This is a genomic window from Sphingomonas sp., assembly GCF_035944535.1.
Lineage (GTDB): Bacteria > Pseudomonadota > Alphaproteobacteria > Sphingomonadales > Sphingomonadaceae > Sphingomonas_B.
The window spans coordinates 1-25,910 of the sequence record NZ_DASZBC010000004.1 but is presented as its reverse complement, the minus strand read 5'-3'; the positions used below and the strand labels follow the sequence as shown (position 1 = coordinate 25,910).

The following is a 25,910-nucleotide window of genomic DNA, read 5'->3' as shown; positions in this document are numbered from 1 at the left end:
AGCCGGACGCCCGCATGGATGGTGAAATAGTCGACGCCCTGCTCGGCCTGCTCGATCAACGTGTCGCGGAAAATCTCCCAGGTCAGCTCCTCGGCAATGCCGCCGACCTTTTCGAGCGCCTGGTAGATGGGAACGGTGCCGATCGGCACCGGCGAATTGCGGATGATCCATTCGCGCGTGTCGTGAATGTTGCGGCCGGTCGACAGGTCCATGACCGTGTCGGCGCCCCAGCGGATCGCCCATACCATCTTGTCGACTTCGCTCGCGACGTCGGACGCTACGGCGGAGTTGCCGATATTGGCGTTGATCTTGACCAGGAAGTTGCGGCCGATCGCCATCGGCTCGCTTTCCGGATGGTTGATGTTCGACGGGATGATCGCGCGGCCCCGCGCGACCTCGTCGCGCACGAACTCGGGCGTGACATAGTCGGGGATGGCAGCGCCGAAGCTCTCGCCGTCTCGAAAAACAGGGACAGTCCCCATTTTTTCGCGGCCGAGATTCTCGCGCTCGGCCACATACACCATTTCCGGCGTGATGATCCCTCGGCGGGCATAGTGCATCTGGCTGACGTTCGCGCCGGCACGCGCGCGCAGCACCTTGCGTCGGACATTCGGAAAGGGCTGGACGCCGCCGGAGCGGTCGGGGCCGAGCTGGCCATTATCCTCCGGCCGGACCTCACGCTGGGTCACTTCCTCGACATCGCCGCGGCCGCGGATCCAGTCGCGGCGGAGCTCGGGCAGGCCGGCCATGATGTCGGTGCGCGCATTCGGGTCGGTGTAAGGGCCGGAGGTGTCGTAAACTCGAAGCGGCGGTTCGCCGGCTGAAGGCTCCAGATCGATCTCGCGCATTGCCACGCCGAGCGGGCCCACATGCACCTTGCGACTGCCACGAATGGCGCCGGTGGTGACCTTCAGTTCGGTGCGGGCGGGGATATCGGCCATGTCTTCGCTCTCCAAAGGTCGGACGGAGTGCGGATGTCGGCCGCTCCCTCCCTCCGCCGGTCTCAACCGGATCAGGTTCGGCGGGTCGCGGCTTCGTAGCCGCCTCTCAGACGCCGGTCAGCGTCCCCCCGGGGAATGGCGGGGTTGTAGCGTGGGAAACCCTGCCCGTCATCCTGAACTTGGTTCAGGATCAGGGTGGTGTTGCTCGTGGTGCGGAGTGCAGCGTCGGGCTACCCGCTGCCGGCCCTTGTCCCGAAACAATCCTGAATCCAGTTCAGGACGGGATGACGTCCAACGGCTAGAGCAGATACTTGATCTGCACCCGCTGCTCAGTCGCCCCGCTCCCGACCGGAAAGCGTGCCGCCGCGAATTTCGGCGGACCGAAGGCAATCACCGGATTTCGGGAAAAGCCAAAACCCTCGCGCGGGATGCCGAGCATCGTATCCAGCCGATCGTTCGCATTCTCGTCGTGGATGAGCGCGGCGGCATAAGCGCCGCTCGGCAGGCCGTCGAAGCTCAGGTGCGTGGTGCGGGCAGGGACTTTACGCCGAGTTGCGAATGCATCGTTGGTGCAGCCGGGAAAGTTCACCGGATCGCGAGTCAGGCAGACCTGCACCACCCCTTTGGCGGAGCGCAGGCCGGCGATGTCGAGCTCAACCGCCCCCGGCTCCGCCGCGCCGATCAGCAGCATGCTCGAAAGCGCCAAGCCCCCGATCCGTGCCGCACAGCCGATCCCAGAAGCGGAAATAGAGCCCATAGTTGCACCTATATTCAGCGTGGTGACGCTGGTGATGGCTGGCCGTTATCAGCCATCTGCCTGCCGGACCGTGAACGAGCGCCCGAGGGAACACCTCCCACCCCATATGATTGGTCACGCCCATAAAGGTCATCACCGCCAGCACCAAGCCGAGTGCCGCGACATGGATCGGAATCAGGAAGACGAGTGTCGGAATTACAACAGCGCCGGTAATCGCTTCCCAGGGATGAAAGCTCATCGCCGCCCAGGCCGTCGGCGGGCGGCTGGCATGGTGCACGGCGTGCGCAAGGCGGAAGGGCCTGGGCGCGTGCATCCAGCGGTGTGTCCAATAAAACCAGGCGTCGTGCGCGAGCAGGTAGAGGAGGACGGAGACGGGCAGCCACCAGAGCGGATAAGCCGCAACGTCGGTATAGACCTGAGTCCAGCCATGTTCGCGCCAGCCCCAGGCCACCACGCCGGCCGGCGCGCCGTAGATGGCGGCGGAGGCGAGCGACCAGCCGATCTCCCGTCGCATCTGCGGGTTGAGACCCGCATAAAGCCCCGGCCGCACCCGCCGCGTCAGGCAGGCGAAGGCGCCGCTGGTCAGCAGGTAGCGCACGCCGACGATCAGCGTCATCAGCACGGCGGAGAGCAGGGCAAGGGCCACAGGACCCGCTTAGATCAAAGCCGGCGGGAACGGAACGGCCGGCGCTTCCCCCTGATCAGCGTCGCGCCAAACGGGTTGTCGCGAATGTCCGCTCGGACCAGTGCAGGCATTTGGGTGAACGCAGCCGATCGCTCGAGCTAGCTGTCGCTTCAAGAAGGCCTTGCGCGGGGGTGGCTCGATTGACGTGCGTGGCATCGCCTAGGCCAGCCTCTCGCCACCTTGCGGGCGCGCTTACTTGTTCCTTGCTTCCAGTTCACGCGCAAGTGAGTCCACGAGTCGTGTCATCCTGCGCGTCATCGCGCTGTAAGATTGAGCCCTGGATGCGTCGAAACCCACCGTGGCAAGCAGCGTCGCTGCGCTATTCGAACCTCCCGACCGAAGCAGATCTTTGAACCGTTGAGCTTTGACCGCGCTGCCGCGCGCGACCTCCTCAGCGACGAAGGCGGAGGCGCTGGTGGCGAGCAGATACCTGTAGAAATACAGGTCGAAGTACACGTACGGTTCCGTTACCCAGTTCAGGCAATCGCGCGCATCCCAAGCGATGGAGGGGGGCGAGAACCGCTTGCGCGCAACGCAATAAAGTTCGGAAATCCGGTCCGAGTCCATCGGCTCTGACCGATCGGCGGCCTGGCGCAGCGCCAAGTCGAAGCTCGCCTGCGCGATGACGGCATAGTAAGTGGTGCGCAGCCGCTCGATTGCATTCGCGATGGCGACGATACGGGCCTCGCGATCAGGCGCGGTAGCGATCATACGATCGGCGAGCAGCATCTCGTGCACAAAGGGCGCGGTGTCGCCTAAGGATGTAGGGGGAAGCAGAAGCTCGAACGGCTGCCCTGAGGTTCGGGCATAGTCCCAGTGCATCCAATGGCCCCATTCATGGGCAAGAAGCGAGACGCTCTGGAAGTTCCCCGTGAAGCTCAGCGCAAGAAACGCCGGCATTTCCGGGCTCACATAGAAGGTGGTGCCGCCTGGCGCTTTCGCAGGCCCGGGGCGCCAATCCATCCATCTCCCGGCCAGCCCTTTCGCGAGCCGCGCACGGTATTCCTCTCCGAGCGGCGTCACTGCGGCCAGTGTCAACGCCTTGGCCTCATCAATTGAATATTGCTTGTTGTCGGCTGAAATCGGCGCTGCCAGGTCGAAGCTAGCAAGGGCCGGAAGACCAAGAATTCGGGCCTTCAGGGCGGCATATCGTTCCAGCGGCCCTCGAGCGGCCGTCTCAGCTTCTATGGTTAGAGCTTGGAATGCGCCTGCAGGGAGCGGATCGTCGGCAGTGAGCATGTCCACTTGGCTCGGCCAGCCGCGTAGCTTTGCCTCCCAGGCCGCGTTGGACAGATAAGCTGACAGGAGAGCCGCGTGCGTTCCCTTGAACGAGCGTTGAGTACCGGCAAATGCTTCCCAGGCCGCCTTGCGCGTCCCTCGATCGGGGTCGGCGAGCGTACGGCCATAGGCTCCAGGGCTGAGCCGGCGGTTCTCGCCTTTCACCGTGATCGACGGCCAGGGCATCTCCACATTGGTGAAAACGTCGCGGACGATCGTGGGGGCGCCCAACAGAGGCTTAAGCCCGGCGATCAGCGATTCCTGTTCGGTCGGCAGCACCCGGGGGCCGCGCGCGCGCAGCCGATCGAGCGTAAGCTTGTGCAGTTTGAGCGCCGCGCTCTCGGCGAGACTCTTCAGTCTGCCTTCACCAAGCCCTACCAGTTCAGGTTCCATATAGGCGGTCGCGGCCTCCAGCTTCGCCCACAGCGCACCCGCGGTGGCGAGATCGGCGGCGGCCACGCTGTCTGCTCCGTTCCGAGTTACGCGCATGTTGGCCCACATAGAGATGCGCGCCACGCGAGCACGCATCGCCGAACGTGCATCGAGAGCAGCCCGTATCGCGGCCGGATCGTTGAGCCTGCCGCGCCATTGCCCCAGTCCAGGGAGCGCGGCTTCAATAGACGCGCGTTCGGCTTCCGCCGATTCGCTGCTCGAGAAGACCAAGCCTGTGTCCCAATCAGGTGAAACATCAGCCGGTGCGACGAGCGCTTGCGCTGCTCCAGAGGCTAGGAGAAATACAAGCAGAACGTTCCCGCTCATCGGCAACCTCCTTCTGAACCAAGGGTGCGTTCAGCGGACGACCCGCAGCATCCGATGTCATGAGCTTTGCGCACGATGCCCCACCCGATCGTGAAAGGCACAAGTTTAACGGCAGGACTCGTGCTGTCGACAATCCGTTTTGGAGCGCAACATCGTAGCAGCGGATGTCACTTCCACCGCTTGCGGAGTTTCGATTTGATCGGGGCGGGTTCCGGGCTAGGCGCGTGAGGTGGCGGAGCGCGGTCAGGCGGTGAGGATATTGGGCGGCGGCCTCGCGGGCGGGCTGATCGCTTTCGCCCTGGCTGAGCGGCGGCCGGAGGTGGCGGTGGAGCTGGTCGAGGCAGGTGACCGGCTGGGCGGCAATCATGTCTGGTCGTTTTTCGATAGCGACATCGCCGACGAGGATCGCTGGCTCGTCGCGCCGTTCGTGTCGCACCGCTGGGACGGCTATGAAGTGCGGTTCCCGGCGCACCGGCGGACGATCGCGGCGGGCTATAACTCGATCGAGTCCGAACGGTTCGACCAGGTGTTGCGAGAGCGGCTTCCTTGCGTCCGGTTGAGCGAGGCCGCGGAGCTGGGCGACATAGACGCGCGGGGGACGGGCGACCTGTCGGCGCTCGATCTCGGCTGGCAGAAATTCATGGGGATGACCATCGAGACCGATCGGCCGCACGGCCTGACCTGGCCGATCGTGATGGACGCGACGGTCGATCAGCTGGACGGCTATCGGTTCGTCTATGTGCTGCCGTTCGGCTCGACGCGGCTGTTCATCGAGGAAACTTATTACAGTGACACGCCCGAGCTGGACGTCGCCGTGCTGCGGGAGCGCATCCTGGCCTATGCGGATCGGCAGGGCTGGCCTGGCGTGCCGGCCAACCGGGTCGAGACCGGCGTGCTGCCCGTCATCATCGGCGGCGATTTCGATGCTTACTGGCGCTCGACGGGTGAGAGCCGGGCGAAGGCGGGGATGCGGGCGGGGCTGTCTCATCCAATCACCGGCTATTCGCTGCCGGACGCGGTGCGGCTCGCCTCTGCCATCGCGCGAGCGCCCGATCTGTCGCCGCAGGCGCTTGCGCGGCTGACCCGGACGCATGCGGAGCAGGCATGGAAGCGGCGCGGATTCTACCGCATGCTTGACGCCATGCTGTTCCGGGCGGCCGAGCCGGCGCAGCGGTACAAGGTGCTGGAGCGCTTCTACCGCCTGCCGGAGCCGCTGATCGGCCGCTTCTATGCCGCCGAAAGCACCGGCTTTGACAAGCTCCGCATCTTGACCGGCAAGCCGCCGGTGCCCATCGGCCGGGCGGTGCGGGCGATCCTGAAGGGACGGAAGTGAAGACAGCGATCGTGATCGGCGCCGGCTTTGGCGGCCTGGCGCTCGCCATCCGGCTGCAGTCCGCCGGGGTCGCGACCACGGTCGTCGAGAGCCGCGACAAGCCTGGCGGACGGGCTTACTATTGGGAGCGGGACGGCTTCACCTTCGATGCGGGGCCGACCGTCATCACCGATCCGGACTGTTTGAAGGAACTGTGGGCGCTGTCGGGCCACGACATCGCCGAGGATGTCGAGCTGGTGCCGGTCTCGCCCTTTTACCGCCTGAGCTGGCCCGACGGTACGGTGTTCGACTATTCGAATGACGAGCCGGCGCTGAACGCCGAGATCGCCAAGCTGAACACCCGCGATGTGGAGGGCTATCGGCGGTTCCTCGACTATTCGGCCGGCGTGTATCGCGAGGGCTATCTGAAGCTTGGCGCGGTGCCCTTCCTCGACTTCACCTCGATGCTGAAGGCCGCGCCCGCGCTGGCGCGATACCAGGCTTGGCGCTCGGTCTATTCGATCGTGTCCGGCTATGTGCAGAACGAGAAATTGCGCGAGGCATTGAGCTTCCACACTTTGCTGGTCGGCGGCAATCCGATGGCGACCAGCTCGATCTATGCGCTGATCCACAAGCTCGAAAAGGATGGCGGCGTCTGGTTCGCCAAGGGCGGCACCAACCGGCTGGTCGCCGGCATGGTACGGCACTTCGAGCGAATCGGCGGGACGCTGCGACTGGGCGACCCCGTCGGGGAGATCGAGACGCGCGGTGACCGCGTGGCGGCGGTACGCACCCGCAGCGGCTGGCGCGGCGAGGCGGATGCGGTCGCCTCCAATGCCGACGTGGTTCACAGCTATCGTGACTTGCTCGGCGGCTCGGCGCGCGGGCGCAAGGCGGCGCGCGGCCTCGCCCGGAAGCGCTTTTCGCCGTCGCTGTTCGTGGTGCATTTCGGCGTCCGTGGGACTTTTCCGGAGGTGCCGCACCACTCGATCCTGTTCGGGCCGCGCTACAAGGGGCTGCTCGACGACATCTACAAGAATGGCGCGCTGGCGGACGACTTCTCGCTTTATCTCCATCATCCGACCGCGACCGATCCGGCCATGGCGCCGGCGGGCCACGCGACTTTCTACGCGCTCGCGCCGGTGCCGCACATGGGCAAGGGCAAGATCGACTGGGACGTGGAAGGCGAGCGCTTCGCCGAGCGCATCCTGGACGCCGTGGCAGAGCGACTTGGCATTCCGGACCTGCAGGAGCGGATCGTCACGCGTTTCCATTATGCGCCGACCGACTTCGCCGCGGACCTCAACGCGCATCTGGGCTCGGCCTTCAGCCTGGAGCCGATCCTCACCCAATCCGCCTGGTTCCGGACGCACAACCGGGATGACGTGATCGGCAATCTGTACTTTGTCGGCGCGGGCACGCATCCGGGGGCAGGGATCCCGGGCGTGGTCGGGAGTGCCAAGGCGACGGCGGGGTTGATGTTGGAGCAGCTGGCACCTGCTTGACCAAGGAGACCCGTTCGTGTCGAGCGAAGTCGAGACACGGTTTCTCGACTGCGCTCGAAACGAACGGAGATTTGGTGCAAAGACTGGCAGTATATTGCGGCTCGGCGACGCCTGCCGATCCCTTCTACATGGACCTGGCATGGACCGTCGGCCGGACGCTTGCCGAACGCGGCATCGGCGTCGTCTATGGCGGCGGAAAGCTTGGCCTGATGGGCGCGATTGCCGATTCCGCGCTTGAGGTCGGGGGCGAAGTGATCGGCGTGATTCCGGAGGCGCTGGTCAATGCCGAGGTCGCGCATCGGGGGCTCACTGAGCTCCACACCGTCCAGACCATGCACCAGCGCAAAGCCTTGTTTACCGACCTTTCGGACGGGTTCCTGACCCTGCCGGGCGGGGTCGGCACGATGGACGAGCTGTGGGAAGCGATTAGCTGGGCGCAGCTCGGCTATCATGAAAAGCCGGTCGGGCTGCTTAACGCCGGCGGCTTTTACGATCATCTGATCGCCTTCAACGCGCATATGGCCGAGGTCGGCTTCGTCCGGCCGCAGCATCGCGGCATCATGATCGTGGGCGACGAACTCGGCGCGCTGCTCGACCGCATGGCGGCGTACGAGCCGCACCAGACCATCTTCCGCATGACGCGGGATGAGCTCTAGCCACCCGACACGAAACGCGATCGTCGCAACCGGGCGCGAGACCATCGCGCGGGGATCGAAGAGCTTCAACCTTGCGAGCAAGCTGTTCGACCGCCGCACGCGGGAGCGGGCATGGCTTCTCTATGCCTGGTGCCGGGCGTGCGACGATCTGGCCGACGGGCAGGTGATGGGGGGTGCGCTGGGCAAGGGCGGCGATGTCGCGGCGATCCGCGACCTGACTGATCGCGCCCTCGCCGGGGAATGGGTCGGCGAAGCGTCGTTCGACGGGCTGCGGCTCCTCTGTGCCGAGGTGCCAATCCCGCGTGCGCTGATCGAGGATCATATCGCCGGCTTTGCGCTCGATGCGGAAGGCTGGCGGCCGCAGACGGAAGCCGAGCTGATCCGCTATTGCCACCATGTCGCCGGCGCGGTCGGAGAGATGATGGCCGTCGTCATGGGCGTTGCACCTGAGGACACGGATATGATGAAGCGGGCCGACGATCTCGGCATCGCTTTCCAGCTCGCCAACATCGCACGCGACGTGCGGGAGGATGCGGAAGGGGGCAGGTGCTATCTGCCGGAGGAGTGGATCGAAGAACTCCAACTCCGTTCGTTTCGAGCGAAGTCGAGAAACGAGCCAGACGTCCAGCACCGCTTCTCGACTTCGCTCGAAGCGAATGGAGAGAAGGAAAAGGTGCCGCTTCTCACCCGCCGTCTCGCTGACCTCGCGGGACAATATGAAGCCAGCGCTCGGATCGGCGCCCGGCGGCTGCCGTTCCGCTCGCGCTGGGCGGTGCTCGCCGCCGCCGGCATCTATGGCGACATCGCGCGCGAAGTGGCGCGGCGCGGGGAGGGGGCGCTCGACCGGCGGGTGGTGACGAGCCGGGCGGCCAAGGTCGGCTGGGTGTTCAGGGCGTTGGCGCAGGCGCTCTGACGCCCTTGCGCTCGCGGCGCGCGAGTTCGGCCTTCAGCGTTTCAGGCCGGGGTGCGACGAGGAAGCCGAAGCTGACCGTGCCTTCCTTCGTCTCCACCGCATGGTGCAGCCGGTGCGCCTGGACGATCCGCTTCATATAGTCGGAGCGGGGCACGTAGCGGTGGTTGAGGCGCTTGTGCACGATCAGGTCGTGAAAGCCGAAATAGATGGCGCCATAGGCGGCGATGCCGGCGCCGACCCAGACCGCCCAGCTGCCCCAGCCCCAATGGAGACCGCCGAAGATCAGCGCGATCGAGGGCCCGGCGAAGACCACGCCATACAGGTCGTTGAGCTCGAACCGGCCGGTGCGGGGGCGATGGTGGCTCTTGTGCAGGAACCAGCCGGGCCCGTGCATCAGCCAGCGGTGCGCGGCATAGGCGACGGCTTCCATGCCGATCACGGTGAACAGGAAGAGGACAGGGCCGGGCATGGGCTGGATATAGTGCCGCACATCACCGTTCGTCATCCTGAACTTGGTTCAGGATAAGCTTGTCAGGGCTGAAGCGGCGGATAGCTTATCCCGAAACAAGTTCGGGATGACGAGAATGAAGCGGTTCTGCCTCTTCCTGTTCTGCTTCCTCGCATCCTGCGCGACGCCCGAATCGCAGCTGGCGAGCGGGTTGCAGCGCGCCGGTCTCGGTAAGAACACATCCGAGTGCATGGCGGACCGGATGGTCGATCGGCTCTCCCTTACTCAGCTGCTGAAGCTTAGGTCGCTCGGCAGCCTCAGCGAGGATCGTCCGCGTTCCGCAGCGGAATTCATGCGCAAGGTCCGAGCGCTGCGCGACCCTGAAATACTGAGCGTCACCACCTCATCACTGGCGGTTTGCGGGCTCGGCCTTTAGCGACCTTGGCAAGCGCGCCCGCCCATGCTTTAGGCCTTTGCCGCAACTGCGAAGGCTGCCCATGAACATTCACGAATATCAGGCCAAGGAATTGCTCGCGGAGTTCGGCGTGCCCGTGCCCGCCGGACACGCCGCGATGAGCGTCGAGGAAGCGGTGAAGGCAGCGGAGCAGCTGCCCGGCCCCCTCTATGTCGTGAAGGCGCAAATCCATGCCGGCGGCCGCGGCAAGGGCAAGTTCAAGGAACTCGGCCCCGACGCCAAGGGCGGCGTGCGGCTGGCGAAGACGCTCGACGAGGTCCGCGCGGCCGCCACCGAGATGCTCGGCAACACACTGGTGACGATCCAGACAGGCGAGGCCGGCAAGCAGGTCAACCGCCTCTACGTCACCGACGGCGTCGACATCGAAAAGGAATTCTACCTGGCGCTGCTGGTCGACCGCGGCTCCGGGCGAATCGCCATGGTCGTCTCCACCGAAGGCGGCATGGACATCGAAACGGTGGCGCATGACACGCCGGAGAAGATTCACACGCTCGACATCGATCCGGCGACCGGATTCATGCCGCATCACGGCCGCGCGGTCGCGGCGGCGCTGGGGCTAACCGGCGATCTCGCCAAGCAGGCGGCGAGCGTCGCGTCGAAGCTGTATGATGCCTTTCTGGGCACCGACGCGTCGCAGATCGAGATCAATCCGCTCGCCATCACAGGCGACGGCAAGCTGATGGTGCTGGACGCCAAGGTCGGCTTCGATTCGAATGCGATGTTCCGCCACAAAGATCTGGCCGAGCTGCGCGACCTGACCGAAGAAGACGAGATGGAAGTGGAGGCGTCGAAATACGATCTCGCTTACATCAAGCTCGACGGCGATATCGGCTGCATGGTCAACGGCGCCGGGCTCGCCATGGCGACGATGGACATCATCAAGCTGAACGGCGCCTTTCCCGCCAACTTCCTCGACGTGGGCGGAGGCGCCTCCAAGGAGAAGGTGACGGCGGCGTTCAAGATCATCCTCGCCGATCCGGCCGTCAAAGGCATCCTCGTCAACATCTTCGGCGGCATCATGAAGTGCGACATCATCGCCGACGGCATCGTCGCCGCGGCGAAGGAAGTGGACCTGAAGGTGCCGCTGGTCGTCCGTCTCGAAGGTACCAATGTCGAGCAGGGCAAGAAGATCCTGGCCGAAAGCGGCCTCGCGATCGTGCCCGCCAACGACCTGGGTGATGCCGCGCGCAAGATCGTGGCGGAAGTGGCGAAAGCGGCCTGACTTTCCCGAACTGAAAGGGTGAACCGATGAAAATTCTCGTCCCCGTGAAGCGGGTGATCGATTACAATGTGAAGCCGCGGGTGAAGGCCGACGGCAGCGGCATCGACCTGGCGAACGTAAAGATGTCGATGAACCCGTTCGACGAGATCGCGGTCGAAGAAGCGATTCGGCTGAAGGAGAAGGGCGCCGCGACCGAGATCGTCGCAGTCTCGATCGGGCCGGCCAAGGCGCAGGAAACGCTGCGCACGGCGCTGGCCATGGGTGCCGACCGCGCGATCCTGATCCAGACCGACGACGAGGTCGAGCCGCTCGCCGTGGCCAAGCTACTCGCCAAGGTCGCGGAAGAGGAACAGCCCGGTCTCGTCATCCTCGGCAAGCAGGCGATTGACGATGACTCCAACCAGACCGGCCAGATGCTCGCCGCACTGATGAACCGGCCGCAGGGGACCTTCGCGTCCAAGGTCGAGGTGTCCGGCGACACGGTGACCGTTACCCGTGAGGTCGATGGCGGCCTGGAGACGATCACGCTCAAGACGCCCGCCATCATCACCACCGATCTTCGCCTCAACGAGCCGCGCTATGCGTCGCTGCCGAACATCATGAAGGCCAAGTCCAAGCCGCTCGCGACCAAGGCGCCGGCCGACTATGGCGTGGACACCGCGTCGCGGCTGAAGACGCTGAAAGTGGTCGAACCCGCCAAGCGCTCGGCGGGCGTCAAGGTCGCCGATGTGGATGAACTGATCACCAAGCTCACCAGCCTCGGAGTTGTCGCATGAAGACGCTCGTTCTTGCCGATCACGACAACCAGAACCTGAAGGACGCGACGCTGGCGGTGGTGACCGCCGCGTCGAAGCTCGGCGACGTGCATGTGCTGGTCGCCGGCGCAAACTGTGAGGCGGTGGCGAACCAAGCCGCGCAGGTCGCCGGCGTCAGCCTCGTGTTGCTCGCCGAAGACGCGGCATACGAGCATGAGCTGGCCGAGAATGTCGCGCCGCTGATCGTCAACCTGATGGCCGATCGCGACGCGTTCCTGGCGCCGGCGACTTCCACCGGCAAGAATGTCGCGCCGCGCGTCGCCGCGCTGCTTGACGTGATGCAGATCTCGGACATCCTGTCGGTCGAAAGCGACGACACCTTCACTCGGCCCATCTACGCCGGCAATGCAATCGCGACCGTGCAGTCCACCGACGCCAAGAAGGTGATCACCGTGCGCGGCACCGCCTTCGCCAAGGCCGAGAAGACCGGCGGTTCGGCACAGGTCGAAAAGATCGGCACGACTGGCGATGCCGGCCTGTCGAGCTTTGTCGGCGCCGAGCTCTCCAAGTCGGAGCGTCCGGAGCTGACCAGCGCCAAGATCATCGTCTCGGGCGGCCGCGCGCTGCAGAATGGCGAGAATTTCCACGCGCTGATCGAGCCGCTCGCGGATAAGCTGAAGGCCGCTGTCGGCGCCAGCCGCGCCGCGGTCGACGCCGGCTATGTGCCCAATGACTATCAGGTGGGCCAGACCGGCAAGATCGTGGCGCCCGAAGTCTATATCGCCGTCGGCATCTCAGGCGCGATCCAGCATCTCGCGGGCATGAAGGACTCCAAGACCATCATCGCCATCAACAAGGACGAGGACGCACCGATTTTCCAGGTGGCCGACATCGGTCTGGTCGGCGACCTGTTCAAGGTCGTGCCGGAACTGACCGAAAAGCTGCCGGGGTGATTCTGCAACCCTCTCCCGCTTGCGGGAGAGGGACGGCTGCGCAGCAGCCAGGGTGAGGGCGTCGGGTCTCGAGGCAGACCTTCACCCTCCCACTCTCTTCGCGAGCGGGCCCCTCCCTCTCCCGCGCGCGGGAGAGGGGGATCGGTCACCCGTTCACGATCTCGCCGCCATTCGGGTGCAGCACCTGGCCCGACATATAGCTTGAGTCCTCGCAAGCCAGGAACAGGAAGCTCGGCGCGACTTCGTTCGGCTGGCCGGGGCGGCCGATCGGCGTCGACTTGCCGAAATCCTTGAGCTTCTCGGGCGTCGCGCCGCCCATCGGGTTGAGCGGCGTCCAGATCGGACCCGGAGCGACGGCGTTCACACGAATGCCGTCCTTGATCAGATTCTCGGACAATGACCGGGTGAAGGCGGTGATCGCGCCCTTGGTCGCCGAATAATCGAGCAGCTCCGACGAGCCCTTGTACATCGTCACACTGGTGCAGTTGATGATGGCCGACCCTGCGGACAGGTGCCTTCGCGCCGCCTGCACCAGATAGAACATGCCGAAGATGTTGGTCTGGAAGGTGCGCTTCAGCTGCTCTTCCGTGATGTCCTCGATATTCTTGTCGGGGTGCTGCTCGCCGGCATTGTTGACGAGGATATCGAGCCCGCCGAGCTCGGCGACGGTGCGCTCCACCGCCTGGGTGCAGAAATCCTTGTCGCCGACATCGCCGGCAATGCGGATGGCGCGGCGGCCTTCGCGCTCGACGATCTCGCACGTCTTCTGCGCATCATCATGCTCGCACAGATAGGCGACTGCGATATCGGCGCCTTCGCGCGCGAACAGGGCGGCGACGGCGCGGCCAATGCCCGAATCGGCGCCGGTGATCAGCGCCACCTTGCCCTGCAGCCGGCCCGAGCCGGGATAGCGCGGCTCCCAGTCGGGCTTGGGCTCGAGCTCGGACTCGTGCCCCGGCAGCGGGTCTTCATGGATCATGCCGATGGTTTCTGTCTCCGACATTGCCTCACTCCTGCTGGATTTCACCGCCAAACGCATGGGGACGAGCGGTGTTCAGGGAGGGGCGGCATGGAGTTGAGAGCGGAACGGCTGAGCTGGGGCCCGGTTACGCTGGAGCCGATGGAGGAGCGCCACCGCGAGGCGCTGCGCGACGCTGCCAATGCGGACGCCGACATCTGGGCCATCTACCCCTATTCCATGGCGGGCGAGCATTTCGACGGATTCTGGACGAAGCTGATGGAGCGGCAGGCCGCCGGCGATCGCATGCCCTTCGCGGTGTGTCTCGATGGCAAATGCGTCGGCATCAGCAACTATTACACGATCGAGCCGCACGCCGGGGCGGTGGAGATAGGCGGCACCTACTACCGTCCGGATGTGCGGGGCGGCGTGGTGAACCCGGCGGCGAAATACCTGCTGCTCGGTCACGCCTTCGCCAGCGGCGCCCGGAGGGTTGCGTTCCGCGTCGACGCGATCAACGCCCGTTCGCGCGCGGCGGTGCTGAAGCTGGGCGCGGTGCAGGAAGGCATACTCCGCGACAATTTCGTGACCTGGACCGGGCGGGTGCGGAGCACGGTCGTGTTTTCTGTGCTGCGGAATGAGTGGGCGGGGGTGGAGGCGAGGTTGCTGGAAAGGCTGGGCCAGTAAGAACGGATAAGTTTTACGCGTTCCTCACGCCTGGTCGAACAATCCCGCCAACTGTTCGACCATCGTCCCGCCAAGCTGTTCCGCGTCCATGATCGTCACGGCCCGCGCATAATAGCGGGTGACGTCATGGCCGATGCCGATCGCGACCAGTTCGACGGGTGAGCGATTCTCGATCCAGGCGATGACCTGTCGCAGATGCTTTTCGAGATATGAGCCGCTGTTTACCGACAGCGTCGAATCGTCCACCGGCGCGCCGTCCGAGATCACCATCAGGATCTTGCGCTCCTCGGCGCGCCCGATCAGCCGGTTATGCGCCCAGAGCAGGGCCTCGCCGTCGATATTCTCCTTGAGCAGCCCCTCGCGCATCATCAGGCCGAGCGACTTGCGGGCGCGGCGCCAGGGCTCGTCGGCGCGCTTGTAGACGATGTGACGGAGGTCGTTAAGGCGGCCGGGCTGGGGAGGACGGCCTTGCGCCAGCCAGTCCTCGCGCGCCTGGCCGCCCTTCCAGGCGCGGGTGGTGAAGCCGAGAATCTCGGTCTTGACGCCCACCCGCTCGAGCGTCCGCGCCATGATGTCGGCGGAGATCGCGGCAATGGAGATCGGGCGTCCACGCATCGACCCCGAATTGTCGAGCAGCAGGGTGACGACCGTGTCCTTGAACTCCGTGTCCTTCTCGATCTTGTAGCTGAGCGAATGGGCCGGATTGACGATCACCCGGGCGAGCCGGGCCGCGTCGAGCAGCCCTTCCTCCTGGTCGAAGTCCCAGCTGCGCGACTGCTGCGCCATCAGCCGCCGCTGCAGCCGGTTGGCGAGCTTGGTGACGGCGCCCTGTAGGTGCACCAGCTGCTGGTCGAGATAGGCGCGCAGCCGGCCGAGCTCGTCTTCGTCGCACAGCTCGCCCGCCTCGATCACTTCGTCGAAGCGCGTCGTCCACACCCTATAGTCGAACTGCGGCGACAGGTCGGACAGCGGCCGGTTGGGGCGGACCGGCAGCATGCCCTCGTCGCCATCGTCGCCGGCCTGGGCGTCGCCCTCGGCCTCGTAATCCTCGTCCGATTCGCCGCTTTCATTCTCCGGATCGTCGCCGTCCTGCTGCTCAGCGCGCGCCTGGATCTCGCCGTCGGCGCCGGACGAGCCCTGATCCTCGTCCTCGCCTTCCTCGCCTTCGTCCGGCTCTTCGCCTTCGCCCTCTTCGCCCGCTTCCGAATCTTCGGTCGGCTCGGCCTCGGCATCGACCAGCTCCAGATCCTCGAGCAGCCGGGTGGCGAGCTTGGCAAAGGCATTCTGGTCGTCGAGCGCGAGCGCCAGCGCGTCGAGGTCGCTGCCGGCCTTGCTCTCGATCCATTCGCGGACCAGAGCGAGTCCGGACGCGGCCGCCTCGGGCGGCGCCTGGCCGGTCAGCCGCTCGCGCACGATCAGCTGCAGCGCGGTCGACAGCGGCACTTCGTCGGCGGAGCGGGCGCGGGTGATCGGGTCGGAGCGCATGCGAAGGTCGAGCGCATGGCTGAGATTGGCCTGCACGCCGGCCATGCCCTTCGACCCAAGCGCCTCGACGCGCGCGGTCTCGACCGCATCGAAGACGGCGCGGGCGACCGCCTCGAACGGGGCACCCCTGGCATGCAGCGCCGCGTCATGGTGGCGCAGGCGGAGCGCGAAGCTGTCGGCGAAGCCGCGCGCTTCGGCGACCTGCTCGGGCGGCAGCGAGCGCGCGGGCATCGGCACGCGCATATTCTTGCCGGACTGGCTCGGCGCGTCGGCCGTGAAGGCGAGCTCGACTTCCTGCTCGTGCGAGATCGCCCGGGCGGCGCCGGACAGGACGGAGCGGAAGCGATCGAGCGGTGAATCGGCCATTGCTCCTCCCAATTGGCGGAGGCGCCGCGGGTTGCAAGCGCGGGGGCAATCGCCGCCACCTTTCCTTAACCCTGAATCAACCTTCCCAGTGGGCGCCGGCCTGAGCCATCAGGTCGGTGACAGAGTCGTTTCTCAAGGGTTGGTTGCATGCGTAAATGGGTTCTTCTGGCGGCGGCGCTCTGCCTCTCGAGTGCGGCTCAGGCGGCGTATGTGACCGTCCATGTCGAGCGGTCCGCGGCGACCCAGGCGATGATCGGCCAGGGCGCCTTCGTCGAGTCCTTCGAGGCGGCAACGCCGGGCAGCTTCAACTCCAGCTTCGGCGGCTCGGACGTGACCGGAGTATTCAGCGGCTTCAGCTTTGCGGGCGGCGCGTCGGCGCTGGGTGCCGGCGAGGCCGGGCTGAAGCTCAGCCGCAAGGTCAAATATTTCGGCTATCGCGCCGACCAGCTGGACGGCAACAACACGGTCGAGCTGCTTTCGGACAGCAAGAGCCTGGGCACATACAACCTGGTCGGCTCGCCCGAGCAGGCGGGCTTTTCCGGCCCGAACCCCGACACCGGTTTCACCTATGTCAACTTCTTCAGCGACACGGCGTTCGACGAGGTCCGCTTCGTGCAGTCGAGCGGCAATGCCGTGTTCGACGACGTAAGCGTCGGCCAGGTCACCGCCGTTCCCGAACTGAAAACATGGACCATGCTCATCCTTGGCTTCGGCGCCGCGGGCGTAGCTCTACGCCGCGCTCGTCGCGTGAAGGGGGTGCGCTTCGCCTGACGAAGTAAGGCCGGGCGCAGGGAAGGGGCGGCGAGGCGACTCGCCGCCCCTTTTCCTTGTTGTCACTCCGGCCGCCTGCGGGCAGAGGCGACGAAAGAAGGGGTGTTAAGATGTTCAAAGCAATGATGATCTCGGCCGCGCTGATCGCTGCGGCGGCGCCGACGGCGGCCGCGGTGGTGCTCGACCAGTCCTTTCTGGTCCAGCCGACCGGACCCGCAAACGTGGTGCAGCGGGTCGGCCGCGTGTCGCCACCGAACCAGCCCGAAACATACTTAGGCGGCGTGCAGACCTTCACCGCGGGCACCGCCGGAAGGTTGGCGCGTATCGAGTTTCAGGCCTTCAACATGAGTCCGCAGCTTGGCGCCTTGAAGCTGTCGCTGATCGACGGCGACTATGCGGCCGGCGCGCGATCGGTGCTTGCGGTCCAATATACCCCCTTCCCGGCGCTCCCCAGCTCACCTGCCGCACGTGCCGGAACAACCGTGTCGTTCGATACGCTCGACGCGGGCTTCGTGGTCGCCGCGGGTACGCGCTATTCGGTGCTGTTCGAGGCGGAGGTGGCTCCGGGTCTGAATTTCGCCGGCATCGTTGTCGGCACCGCGACGGCGCCGGTGCCGGGTCAGCAGCCGACATTCTACTCGACCGACTATGCCGGCGGGCAGCTGTTCGGCTTCACGAACGGCGTCTTCAACACGACGCCTAGCCGCTTCGACGCAGGCTTCCAAAGCTTTGTCGACACCTCGGTGCCCGAACCCGCAAGCTGGGCGCTGATGATCCTGGGCTTTAGCGGGACCGGCGCGGCGCTGCGGCGCCGGAAGCGAGTGGCGTTCGCCTGACTCGTCATTACGAGAGTAGCGAAGCAACCATCAAGCTGAGCCGTTGGATTGCTTCGTCGCTCCGCTCCCCGCAATGACAAGCAGTTGAGTTACGCCTTCCCGACCACGCTTTCGGGCAGGTCCTTGCCGAAGACACGCTGATAATATTCCGCGACCAGCGACCGTTCCGCCTCGTCGCATTTGTTGAGGAAGGACAGGCGGAAGGCAAAGCCGACATCGCCGAAGATCAGCGTGTTCTGCGCCCAGGTGATCACGGTGCGCGGGCTCATGACGGTCGAAATGTCGCCGTTGATGAAGCCCTGGCGGGTCAGCTCGGCGACCTTGACCATGTTGTCGACCTGCTTCTTGCCTTCGGGCAGGTCATATTCGCCGGACTTGGCCATCACGATCTGCGCCTCGACCTGCGCCGGCAGGTAATTGAGCGTGACCACGATATTCCAGCGATCCATCTGGCCCTGATTGATCTGCTGGGTGCCGTGATAGAGGCCGGTGGTGTCGCCGAGGCCGACGGTGTTCGCGGTCGCGAACAGGCGGAAATGGTGGTTCGGGCGGATGACCCGGTTCTGGTCGAGCAGGGTGAGCTTGCCCTCCGTCTCCAGCACGCGCTGGATCACGAACATCACGTCCGGGCGGCCCGCGTCATATTCATCGAAGACGAGCGCAACCGGATGCTGCAACGCCCAGGGCAGCAGGCCTTCGCGGAATTCCGTCACCTGCCGGCCGTCGCGCAGCACGATCGCGTCGCGTCCGACCAAGTCGATACGGCTGATATGCGCGTCCAGATTGATGCGGATGCATGGCCAATTCAGCCGCGCCGCGACCTGCTCGATATGGGTCGACTTGCCGGTGCCGTGATAGCCCTGGACCATCACGCGGCGATTGTGAGCAAAGCCCGCCAGGATCGCGAGCGTCGTGTCCGGATCGAACACATAAGCGGGGTCGAGGTCCGGCACCCGCTCGTCCGGCTCGCTGAAGGCCGGGCACATCATGTCGGTGTCGATGCCGAACAGTTCGCGCACGCTCACCTGTTTGTCGGGGGCGGCGAGAAGGGTGCTGTCGCGGCTGTCGGGCTGGGTATTGGCGATGTCGGTCATGACGGCTCGTCGTTAGGGGCGGGAGCCCGCCCCCGCAAGGTCACCGTCAGATGAGCTTGGCCGGCAGCGGAAACAAGGTGATGAAACGTTCCGCAAGCGCCCGGTCTCCATCGATCCTCAGCTCGCCCGATGCATGGAGCGCATCGAGCGGCTGACCGCCATAGACTGCGGCGGCCAAAGTGCGCGGCGTGCCGGTGAAAGTCAGGACGGCGTCCTGCGCTTCACCGCGCGTGATCCGGATCTCGCGCTGAGCGAGATGCGCTCGAAAAGCCTCCTCGCCGAATCGAAAGCCGATCACGGCATTTAGTCCCTCGGCCCGCTTCGCATCCAGCATGGTGCGGAAGGAGAGCATGATCGATGCGGCGGAGAGCGGCAGCATCGGGTCGTGGAGCGGAGACTGGGCCGCCCAGCGCCCAAGTTCCTTGATCACCGTCTCCGCCGCGTAACCGAGCGGTGTCAGCTCATAAACCTGCACCGAAGCGGGAGGCGGCAGCTTGCGACGCGTAAGGACGCCTGAACTCTCCAGCCCCTCCAGCCGCTGCGTCAGCACATTGGCGCTGACGCCCGGCAGGCCGGACTTGAGCTCGTTGAAGCGCCGCGGGCCGAACATCAGTTCGCGCACGATCAGCAGCGACCAACGCTCACCGACCAGCTCCAGCGCCATCGCCGTTCCGCAAGCATCGTCATACCAGCGTTCGCGCGGAAGCTTCGGCCCGTCGGTTCTTTTTTCTAACTGCATAGTTGCTTTTTATAACCTGATACCGCACAAACATCAACAGGTGATTCGCACAGCACCAAGGGAGAGACGTGATGCCGAAGATGATTTTCGTGAACCTGCCGGTCAGTGACCTCGGGCGCTCGATCCGCTTTTACGAGGCTATCGGCTGCGAGAAGAATGAGCAGTTTTCCAACGAGCAGGCGGCGATGCTGACCTGGTCGGACACGATCAGCTTCATGCTGCTGACCCACGATTTCTACCGCACCTTCACAGCGAAGCAGATCGCCGACGCCCATACGACCAGCGAGGTACTGCTCTGCCTGTCGCGCGACAGTCGCGCCGAAGTGGACGCGATTACGCAGGCAGCGCTCGCCGCAGGAGGCCGCGAGCCGCGCCCGGCGCAGGACATGAGCTTCATGTATGGCCGCGCCTTCGAGGATCCGGATGGTCATGTGTTCGAGCCGATGTGGATGGACGTCGGGGCCATGAACCAGGCCCAAGCAGCTTGAGAAATATGGAGGCGGTGATGACCAACGCACGCACCATCCTGATCGGGCTGGCCGGCTATCTGGTCACCGCCGCGGCCCTGATCGGCCACAGCCTTGCCGCCGGCACGACGCCATTCGCCTGAGGAGAGGCATCATGGATACGACAGTCGAACAGACCATGCCGCGGGTCGGAAAGGCCCGTTGGGCCGGCTGGGCGATGAGCGGGATCGTCATCCTGTTCTGCGCAATGGACGCTGGCGGCAAGCTCGCGGTGCCGGAGCTGATGATCGCCAACAGCCCGCCGCTGGGTCTTCCCGAAACTGCAGCCTTCATGCGGCTTCTCGGCGCCATCCTGGCCATCTCCACGCTGCTTTATGCCTGGAAGCGGACCAGCTTCCTGGGCGCGATTCTGCTCACCGCATATTTGGGCGGCGCGGTCGCGACTCATTTGCGGGTCGGCAGTCCGCTCGCCACGCACACATTGTTCGCCGTCTATCTGGGCCTGCTCGCCTGGGGCGGCCTGTGGCTGCGCGACGCGCGCCTGCGCGCTCTGCTGCCGTTCGCCTGAGGAGAGGGATCATGCAGAAGATCATCACCACCATCTGGTCAAACCATACAGCTGAGGAACAGGCAGCCTTCTACGAGTCGCTGCTGTCCGACAGCCGGATCGAGCAGGTCAACCGCTCGCCAGTCGAGACGCCGTCCGGTCCCGCCGGCCAGGTGCTGACCGTTATCATGACCATCGCCGGCCAGTGCTTCTGCCTGCTGAACGGCGGGCCGATCTTCCCGCAGACCGAGGCCGTCTCCTTCATGATCCTGACCGAGGACCAGGAGGAGACCGACCGGCTGTGGAACACAATCGTCGGCGATGGCGGTCAGGAAAGCGCCTGTGGCTGGTGCAAGGACAAATGGGGCGTGTCGTGGCAAGTGACTCCGCGCCGCCTGCTCGAACTGACCACCGATCCGGACACGCAGAAGGCGAAGCGCGCGATGGAGTCGATGATGACCATGCGCAAGATCGACATCGCCGAGATCGAACGCGCGGCGGCTGCCTGAGCCATGACCCCGACCGTCACCGCCTATAACTGGGCTCCCGACGAGGGCCGCGGGCTGGTGCGCGACATGCGCGTGCGCTGGGCCTTGGAGGAAGTCGGCCAGGCTTATGAGGTGCGGCTATTAAACTGGGGCGAGCAGAAGGAAACCGCGCACCGCGCCCGCAACCCGTTCGGACAAGTGCCGGCCTATGAGGAAGACGGTCTGGTCCTGTTCGAATCGGGCGCGATCGTGCTTCACATCGCCCAGAGCCGCCCCGGCCTGCTCCCCGAGGACGGTCCTGGCCGGGCGCGCGGCATCGCCTGGATGTTCGCGGCGCTGAACACGGTCGAACCGGTGATCTGGGATCGGGTGGTCACAGGCTTTTTCGAGCGCGATCAGCCCTGGCCGAAAGCGCGGCTGCCCAGCGTCGACGAGCGTGTGCGCGAAAGATTGCAGGAACTGTCTGCCTGGCTCGGCGACAAGGATTACCTGGAGGGTGAGTTCAGCGCCGGCGACCTGTTGATGATCGCCGTGCTCCGGCACCTCGGCCGCTCGGAACTCCTGACGGCCTTCCCCAACCTCGTCGCCTATGTCGCGCGGGGCGAAGCACGACCGGCGTTTGGACGCGCGCTGGAAGCGCTGCGCGCAGGCCTGATCGACGAAGTGCCCGAAGAGTTTCGCAGGCCTGCTCAATCAGGAGACCATCATGCGTAAGATCATCGGCGGCGTGTTCCAGTCGCTGGACGGCGTGATCCAGGCACCGGGCGGACCGACCGAGGACCCGACCGGCGGCTTCCGGCACGGCGGCTGGCTGCCGCAATTCTTCGACGAGCAAGTCGGCCAGGCCATCGACCGTCTGTTCGACCGGCCCTATGCCCTGCTGCTCGGCCGGCGCACCTACGACATATTCGCCGCCTATTGGCCCTATATCAGCCGCGAGACGACCGACATGGGCGGGACGTTCGAACGTGCCGGAAGCGATGCCGGGGAAGCAGACGCGATTGCCATGGGCGAGGCGTTCACCCGTGCCGACAAATATGTCCTGACCCGCGGCTCCCCCGATCTCGGCTGGGCGAACAGCTACCGGCTGGAGGGGATGGCGGCCCTGCGCGGGGTGAAAGAGGGCGACGGCCCCGATCTGCTGATCCAGGGCAGCAGCACGCTCTATCCCCAGCTGCTCGCCGAAGGGCTGATCGACCGGCTGACCGTCATGACCTTCCCGGTCGTGCTCGGCCAGGGCAAGAAGCTGTTCGGCGAGGGCACGCCTGCGCGCACGCTGCGCATGACCGAGAGCAAGGTCACGCCGAGCGGCGCCGTGATCGCGACCTACGAACTTGCCGGCGAGCCCGAGCATGGCTGGGCCGGACCGCAGACGACGAGCCCGCGCGAAACCGAACGGCAGCGGCGCATCGCCGAGAGCAGCTGGTAAAGGACTCGAGAAGAGGAGGCGCAGGATGACCACCGCACAAGGCAATTTCATCTGGTACGAGTTGATGACCACCGATGCTTCGGCGGCGGAGGGCTTTTACTCCGGCCTGCTCGGCTGGACGTTCGACGGTGATCCCCATTATCGGCACATCACCGCCAGCGAGGGGATGGTCGGCGGCCTGCTCCCGCTGACCCCGGAAATGACGAGCGGCGGCGCGCGTCCCGCCTGGGTCGCCTATATCGATGTTGCGGATGTCGACCGCACCGTCGCGACCATCGAGGCGCAGGGTGGCCGGGTACTGATGCCGGCACGCGACATGGAGAATGTCGGCCGCATGGCGATGGTCACCGATCCGCAGGGCGCGCCCTTCTATGTGATGCACCCGACGCCGCCGGCCGATCGCCCGGAGGAGCCCAGCAACGCCTTTGCCGCCGATCGTCCGATGCTCGGCCACTGCGCCTGGAACGAACTGTCGTCGGACGATCCGACCGCGGCCTGGACCTTCTATGGTGGCCTGTTCGGCTGGGTGAAGGACGGCGACATGGATATGGGCGAACTCGGCAAGTACGAGTTCATCCGCCACGGCAATCATATGCTCGGCGCGATCATGCCGCGGATGCCGCAAATGCCGGTCTCCGCCTGGAGCTTCTATTTCCGGGTCGCCGATATCGACGCAGCGGCCGGCTACATAAAGGCGAATGGCGGCACGCTGTTCATGGACCCGATGGAGATTCCAGGCGGCGAGTTTTCGATCAACGGGTCCGATCCCCAGGGCGCCGCCTTCGGGCTCGTCGGGCCAAGGCGCTGAGGGTGGAGCTCTTCGCCCACCCCTTCTCCTCCTATTGCTGGAAGGTGCTGATCCCGCTGTGGGAGAACGGCATCCCCTTCGACTATCGCAACGTCGACCCGGCCTTTCCCGAGAACGGCCCGGAACTCGTCCGGCATTGGCCGCTCGGCAAATTCCCGCTGCTGGTCGATCGGGGCCGGCCCGTCGCCGAGTCCAGCGTGATCATCGAGTATCTGCAACTGCACCATCCAGGGCCGGTGCGGCTGATCCCAAATGATAACGACGCAGCACTCGAAGTCCGCTTCATGGACCGGGTGTTCGACAACCATGTGATGGCGAACATGCAGCGGGTGGTGAACGACGCCCTCCGCCCCCCGGAGCGGCGCGATGCCGTCGAGGTGGAGCAAGCGAAAGCCGCGCTCGAGAGGGTCTATCGCTGGCTCGAGAGTTGGATGGAGAGCCGCGAATGGGCCGCGGCCGGCCGATTCAGCCTTGCGGATTGCGCCGCCGCGCCCGCGCTCTTCTACGCTGATTGGGTGCACCCGATCGCGCCCGAGCTGACCGCGCTCAAGGCCTATCGCGCGCGCCTGCTCGCCCGGCCCAGCGTCGCCCGGGCCGTCGACGAAGCCCGCCCCTATCGCAGCTATTTCCCGCTCGGCGCGCCCGACCGGGACTGACCTCAGAGTGAGAAGGAGAGCTGAAATGTCCTATATTGACGGGTTCGTACTCGCGGTGCCTGCCGAGAACAGGCAGAAGTTCATCGATCACGCCAACACCGCCGACGCGATGTTCAAGGAAATGGGCGCGATCCGCATCGTCGAATGCTGGCAGGACGATGTGCCCGACGGCAAGGTCACGGACTTCCGCCGAGCGGTCCAGGCGCAGGACGGCGAGCATGTCTGCTTCTCGTGGATCGAATGGCCGGACAAGGCGACGCGCGACGCCGCCTATGCCAAGATGATGGACCCCAACAACAAGGATCCGCGCATGGATCCGGCGACCAATCCAATGCCGTTCGACGGCAAGCGGATGATCTATGGCGGCTTCACGCCGGTGGTGGAGATCTAGTCCTCCCAGGCGATCGGGCGCGGCCGCTGCTGGTCGTCCAGGGCGACAAAGGTGAACAGGCCCTCGGTGACCTTGACCTGTGCCGCGCCCCGTCCGCGGTCGGCGATGACTTCGATGCGGATGCCCATGGAGGTGCGGCCGCGCCGCTCGACATGAGCATAGACCGAAATAATGTCCTGTAAGAGCACGGGCGCGATGAACTTCATCGCCTCGATGGCGATCGTTGCGGTCGGCCCCTTCGCCGTTCGCCCGGCGACGATGCCGCCGGCGATGTCCATTTGGGAAAGCACCCAGCCGCCGAAGATATGGCCGTTCGAGTTGATGTCGCCGGGGCGCGGTGCCACGCGCAAAATGGGTTCAGAGATCGTCATCGTCATGCCTTGAGAAGTCCTGGATGTGGTCGTCATGGCCGGTGCCTGAGCTCAGGAAAACCAGCCCCATCAAAGCGGCGGCGAGCAGCACCGAGAAGAAGATGCCGCCTGCGGTGAAGATCAGGAAGAGAAGCGGCAATGGCCCGCGGGTCTGCCAGAGAATGCCGAGCCCGATCGCGGTCGTGGCGAGCGACACTAAAGCCATCCACCACATCAGTCTTTTGTACCGGGCCCAGGCGAAGCGGGCATAGTCCGGGTCGGAAAGGTCTGGGCGGGCCATGCATTCCCCCTTGCGGCGGGCGCGCCGGAACATCAATGGTGAGGCTCCAGCTTTGAAGGAGTCCCGGCCATGACCATCGCGGCGGTTCTGAAAGGGCGGGAGGGCCAGGTGATCAGCATCTCGGGCGACCGCAGCGTCACCGAGGCTATCGCCCTGCTCGCCGACAAGCGCATCGGCGCACTTCCGGTGGTCGAAGGCGACCGGGTGGTCGGTATCTTCTCCGAACGCGACGTAATCTATTGTCTGGCCAAGGCCGGCGCGGATGCGCTGCCCAAGCGCGTCTCGGACGTGATGACCTCGCCCGCATTGACCGTCGAGCCGGGCCAGAGCGTGCTCGGCGCCCTGTCGCTGATGACCGAGCGCCGCTTCCGGCACCTGCCCGTGGTCGAGGGCGATCGGCTGGTCGGTTTCGTTTCGATTGGCGATCTGGTCAAGTACCGGATCGACAAGATCGAGGCCGAAGCAGCGGCGATGCGGGACTATATCCAGACCGCCTGACGCGGGGGCCTTGAAGGCCGGGGCGTTCGCATCCATATTGCCATTCTCGCAGGCGCTATACGGTCTTCCGGGCAAGCGCCTCGAAAAATTGCAAAATGGCTGTTGACGGGGCGTAACGCCCCTCATATATCGCCCCCTCACCGCAGCGACGCGGGTCTTCGGGCTCCCACTGATGCGGTTGCAAGAAAGCTAGGACGCCCGGCAACCTCGGTAAAAGGAGGAGGCCTCAAGGCGTCCCTGTTTTCGGCTCTTTGACATTGTTGATGTATGATGAAGGGACATGTGGGCGGCGGCTCCGGTTTCTGGCGGCTTCTAGGCGTCGGGTAATCGGTTAAAGCCAAGTCTGTCTGTATGTCCTTCACGTATCCATACGTAAGGAG

Annotated in this window: 31 protein-coding genes and 1 riboswitch; of the genes, 20 read left to right on the top strand and 11 right to left on the bottom strand. The window is 65.2% G+C overall.

Annotated features, from left to right (window positions below; genetic code table 11):
• From VGT77_RS03640 to VGT77_RS03625, 4 genes are all read right to left on the bottom strand, one after another.
• Positions 1-941 (bottom strand): phosphomethylpyrimidine synthase ThiC (locus VGT77_RS03640; protein ID WP_327459676.1); only part of this gene is annotated, 941 nt, incomplete at its 3' end.
• Positions 942-984: 43 nt separating this feature from the next.
• Positions 985-1,077, bottom strand: a riboswitch (TPP riboswitch).
• Positions 1,078-1,239: 162 nt separating this feature from the next.
• Positions 1,240-1,632 (bottom strand): DUF2141 domain-containing protein, encoded by a 393-nt coding sequence (locus tag VGT77_RS03635; RefSeq protein ID WP_327459674.1) that lies wholly within the window; start codon positions 1,630-1,632, stop codon positions 1,240-1,242.
• Positions 1,595-2,314: a sterol desaturase family protein gene (locus VGT77_RS03630; RefSeq protein ID WP_327459679.1), complete on the bottom strand. Its 720-nt coding sequence runs from the start codon at positions 2,312-2,314 to the stop codon at positions 1,595-1,597. The genes VGT77_RS03635 and VGT77_RS03630 overlap by 38 nt, the downstream gene beginning before the upstream one ends.
• A 261-nt stretch (positions 2,315-2,575) precedes the next feature.
• Complete coding sequence (locus VGT77_RS03625; RefSeq protein ID WP_327459673.1) at positions 2,576-4,420, bottom strand: M3 family metallopeptidase; 1,845 nt, start codon at positions 4,418-4,420, stop codon at positions 2,576-2,578.
• Positions 4,421-4,649: 229 nt separating this feature from the next.
• Here VGT77_RS03625 and crtY point away from each other — a divergent pair, with 229 nt between their 5' ends.
• The 4 genes from crtY (at position 4,650) to VGT77_RS03605 (ending at position 8,806) form a co-directional block, all read left to right on the top strand.
• Complete coding sequence (gene crtY / locus VGT77_RS03620; RefSeq protein ID WP_327459671.1) at positions 4,650-5,753, top strand: lycopene beta-cyclase CrtY; 1,104 nt, start codon at positions 4,650-4,652, stop codon at positions 5,751-5,753.
• A complete protein-coding gene (locus VGT77_RS03615; RefSeq protein WP_327459669.1) occupies positions 5,750-7,237 on the top strand; it encodes a phytoene desaturase in 1,488 nt (495 codons plus the stop codon). The genes crtY and VGT77_RS03615 overlap by 4 nt, the downstream gene beginning before the upstream one ends.
• A gap of 74 nt (positions 7,238-7,311) precedes the next feature.
• On the top strand, positions 7,312-7,893 hold the full coding sequence (locus VGT77_RS03610) for a TIGR00730 family Rossman fold protein (RefSeq protein ID WP_327459667.1): 582 nt from the start codon (positions 7,312-7,314) through the stop codon (positions 7,891-7,893).
• On the top strand, positions 7,883-8,806 hold the full coding sequence (locus tag VGT77_RS03605) for a phytoene/squalene synthase family protein (protein WP_327459666.1): 924 nt from the start codon (positions 7,883-7,885) through the stop codon (positions 8,804-8,806). Before VGT77_RS03610 ends, VGT77_RS03605 begins: the two co-directional genes overlap by 11 nt.
• On the opposite strand, the gene VGT77_RS03600 is transcribed toward VGT77_RS03605, so the two are convergent.
• Complete coding sequence (locus tag VGT77_RS03600; protein ID WP_327459664.1) at positions 8,781-9,275, bottom strand: sterol desaturase family protein; 495 nt, start codon at positions 9,273-9,275, stop codon at positions 8,781-8,783. The genes VGT77_RS03605 and VGT77_RS03600 overlap by 26 nt on opposite strands.
• Before the next feature lie 115 nt (positions 9,276-9,390).
• Between VGT77_RS03600 and VGT77_RS03595 the strand changes: the two genes are divergently transcribed.
• From VGT77_RS03595 to VGT77_RS03580, 4 genes are all read left to right on the top strand, one after another.
• Positions 9,391-9,690 (top strand): hypothetical protein, encoded by a 300-nt coding sequence (locus VGT77_RS03595; protein WP_327459662.1) that lies wholly within the window; start codon positions 9,391-9,393, stop codon positions 9,688-9,690.
• Between the two features lie 61 nt (positions 9,691-9,751).
• On the top strand, positions 9,752-10,951 hold the full coding sequence (gene sucC / locus VGT77_RS03590; RefSeq protein ID WP_327459661.1) for an ADP-forming succinate--CoA ligase subunit beta: 1,200 nt from the start codon (positions 9,752-9,754) through the stop codon (positions 10,949-10,951).
• A gap of 26 nt (positions 10,952-10,977) precedes the next feature.
• Complete coding sequence (locus VGT77_RS03585) at positions 10,978-11,727, top strand: electron transfer flavoprotein subunit beta/FixA family protein (protein WP_327459659.1); 750 nt, start codon at positions 10,978-10,980, stop codon at positions 11,725-11,727.
• Entirely contained in the window at positions 11,724-12,659 is a 936-nt protein-coding gene (locus VGT77_RS03580) for an electron transfer flavoprotein subunit alpha/FixB family protein (RefSeq protein WP_327459657.1), read from the top strand. Before VGT77_RS03585 ends, VGT77_RS03580 begins: the two co-directional genes overlap by 4 nt.
• Positions 12,660-12,804: 145 nt before the next feature.
• Here VGT77_RS03580 and VGT77_RS03575 read toward each other — a convergent pair whose 3' ends face one another.
• Positions 12,805-13,662, bottom strand: coding sequence for an SDR family oxidoreductase (locus VGT77_RS03575; protein WP_327459655.1), 858 nt, complete (start codon positions 13,660-13,662; stop codon positions 12,805-12,807).
• A gap of 66 nt (positions 13,663-13,728) precedes the next feature.
• Here VGT77_RS03575 and VGT77_RS03570 point away from each other — a divergent pair, with 66 nt between their 5' ends.
• Positions 13,729-14,304: a GNAT family protein gene (locus VGT77_RS03570; protein ID WP_327459653.1), complete on the top strand. Its 576-nt coding sequence runs from the start codon at positions 13,729-13,731 to the stop codon at positions 14,302-14,304.
• A 24-nt stretch (positions 14,305-14,328) separates the two neighbouring features.
• Here VGT77_RS03570 and cobT read toward each other — a convergent pair whose 3' ends face one another.
• On the bottom strand, positions 14,329-16,155 hold the full coding sequence (gene cobT, locus VGT77_RS03565) for a cobaltochelatase subunit CobT (RefSeq protein WP_327459651.1): 1,827 nt from the start codon (positions 16,153-16,155) through the stop codon (positions 14,329-14,331).
• 147 nt (positions 16,156-16,302) lie between these two features.
• Between cobT and VGT77_RS03560 the strand changes: the two genes are divergently transcribed.
• Together VGT77_RS03560 and VGT77_RS03555 are read left to right on the top strand one after the other, a co-directional pair.
• Positions 16,303-16,926 (top strand): hypothetical protein, encoded by a 624-nt coding sequence (locus VGT77_RS03560; protein WP_327459649.1) that lies wholly within the window; start codon positions 16,303-16,305, stop codon positions 16,924-16,926.
• Positions 16,927-17,036: 110 nt separating this feature from the next.
• The gene (locus tag VGT77_RS03555; RefSeq protein ID WP_327459647.1) at positions 17,037-17,762 is read left to right on the top strand and encodes a PEPxxWA-CTERM sorting domain-containing protein; all 726 of its coding nucleotides are present in this window, start codon (positions 17,037-17,039) and stop codon (positions 17,760-17,762) included.
• Between the two features lie 89 nt (positions 17,763-17,851).
• On the opposite strand, the gene cobS is transcribed toward VGT77_RS03555, so the two are convergent.
• On the bottom strand, positions 17,852-18,856 hold the full coding sequence (gene cobS / locus VGT77_RS03550; protein ID WP_327459645.1) for a cobaltochelatase subunit CobS: 1,005 nt from the start codon (positions 18,854-18,856) through the stop codon (positions 17,852-17,854).
• Between the two features lie 46 nt (positions 18,857-18,902).
• Positions 18,903-19,595 carry a winged helix-turn-helix transcriptional regulator gene (locus VGT77_RS03545; protein WP_327459643.1) on the bottom strand — a complete coding sequence of 231 codons (693 nt, stop codon included), beginning with the start codon at positions 19,593-19,595 and terminating at the stop codon, positions 18,903-18,905.
• 71 nt (positions 19,596-19,666) lie between these two features.
• On the opposite strand from VGT77_RS03545, the gene VGT77_RS03540 reads away from it, so the two are divergent.
• The 8 genes from VGT77_RS03540 (at position 19,667) to VGT77_RS03505 (ending at position 24,381) form a co-directional block, all read left to right on the top strand.
• On the top strand, positions 19,667-20,083 hold the full coding sequence (locus VGT77_RS03540) for a VOC family protein (protein ID WP_327459641.1): 417 nt from the start codon (positions 19,667-19,669) through the stop codon (positions 20,081-20,083).
• Between the two features lie 133 nt (positions 20,084-20,216).
• Positions 20,217-20,630, top strand: coding sequence for a DoxX family protein (locus VGT77_RS03535; protein WP_327459639.1), 414 nt, complete (start codon positions 20,217-20,219; stop codon positions 20,628-20,630).
• A gap of 11 nt (positions 20,631-20,641) precedes the next feature.
• Positions 20,642-21,118 (top strand): VOC family protein, encoded by a 477-nt coding sequence (locus tag VGT77_RS03530; RefSeq protein ID WP_327459637.1) that lies wholly within the window; start codon positions 20,642-20,644, stop codon positions 21,116-21,118.
• Between the two features lie 3 nt (positions 21,119-21,121).
• Positions 21,122-21,811 (top strand): glutathione S-transferase family protein, encoded by a 690-nt coding sequence (locus tag VGT77_RS03525; RefSeq protein WP_327459635.1) that lies wholly within the window; start codon positions 21,122-21,124, stop codon positions 21,809-21,811.
• Entirely contained in the window at positions 21,804-22,526 is a 723-nt protein-coding gene (locus tag VGT77_RS03520; protein ID WP_327459633.1) for a dihydrofolate reductase family protein, read from the top strand. The genes VGT77_RS03525 and VGT77_RS03520 overlap by 8 nt, the downstream gene beginning before the upstream one ends.
• 25 nt (positions 22,527-22,551) lie before the next feature.
• Positions 22,552-23,334 (top strand): VOC family protein, encoded by a 783-nt coding sequence (locus VGT77_RS03515; protein WP_327459631.1) that lies wholly within the window; start codon positions 22,552-22,554, stop codon positions 23,332-23,334.
• On the top strand, positions 23,331-23,990 hold the full coding sequence (locus tag VGT77_RS03510; protein ID WP_327459678.1) for a glutathione S-transferase family protein: 660 nt from the start codon (positions 23,331-23,333) through the stop codon (positions 23,988-23,990). The genes VGT77_RS03515 and VGT77_RS03510 overlap by 4 nt, the downstream gene beginning before the upstream one ends.
• 25 nt (positions 23,991-24,015) lie before the next feature.
• On the top strand, positions 24,016-24,381 hold the full coding sequence (locus tag VGT77_RS03505; RefSeq protein WP_327459629.1) for a DUF1428 domain-containing protein: 366 nt from the start codon (positions 24,016-24,018) through the stop codon (positions 24,379-24,381).
• On the opposite strand, the gene VGT77_RS03500 is transcribed toward VGT77_RS03505, so the two are convergent.
• Together VGT77_RS03500 and VGT77_RS03495 are read right to left on the bottom strand one after the other, a co-directional pair.
• Positions 24,378-24,758, bottom strand: coding sequence for an acyl-CoA thioesterase (locus VGT77_RS03500; RefSeq protein ID WP_414713353.1), 381 nt, complete (start codon positions 24,756-24,758; stop codon positions 24,378-24,380). The two genes, VGT77_RS03505 and VGT77_RS03500, sit on opposite strands and share 4 nt — an antisense overlap.
• Positions 24,739-25,032 (bottom strand): hypothetical protein, encoded by a 294-nt coding sequence (locus VGT77_RS03495; protein WP_327459625.1) that lies wholly within the window; start codon positions 25,030-25,032, stop codon positions 24,739-24,741. Before VGT77_RS03495 ends, VGT77_RS03500 begins: the two co-directional genes overlap by 20 nt.
• 69 nt (positions 25,033-25,101) lie before the next feature.
• On the opposite strand from VGT77_RS03495, the gene VGT77_RS03490 reads away from it, so the two are divergent.
• Positions 25,102-25,530: a CBS domain-containing protein gene (locus VGT77_RS03490; RefSeq protein WP_327459623.1), complete on the top strand. Its 429-nt coding sequence runs from the start codon at positions 25,102-25,104 to the stop codon at positions 25,528-25,530.
• The last annotated feature ends 380 nt before the right edge of the window (positions 25,531-25,910 follow it).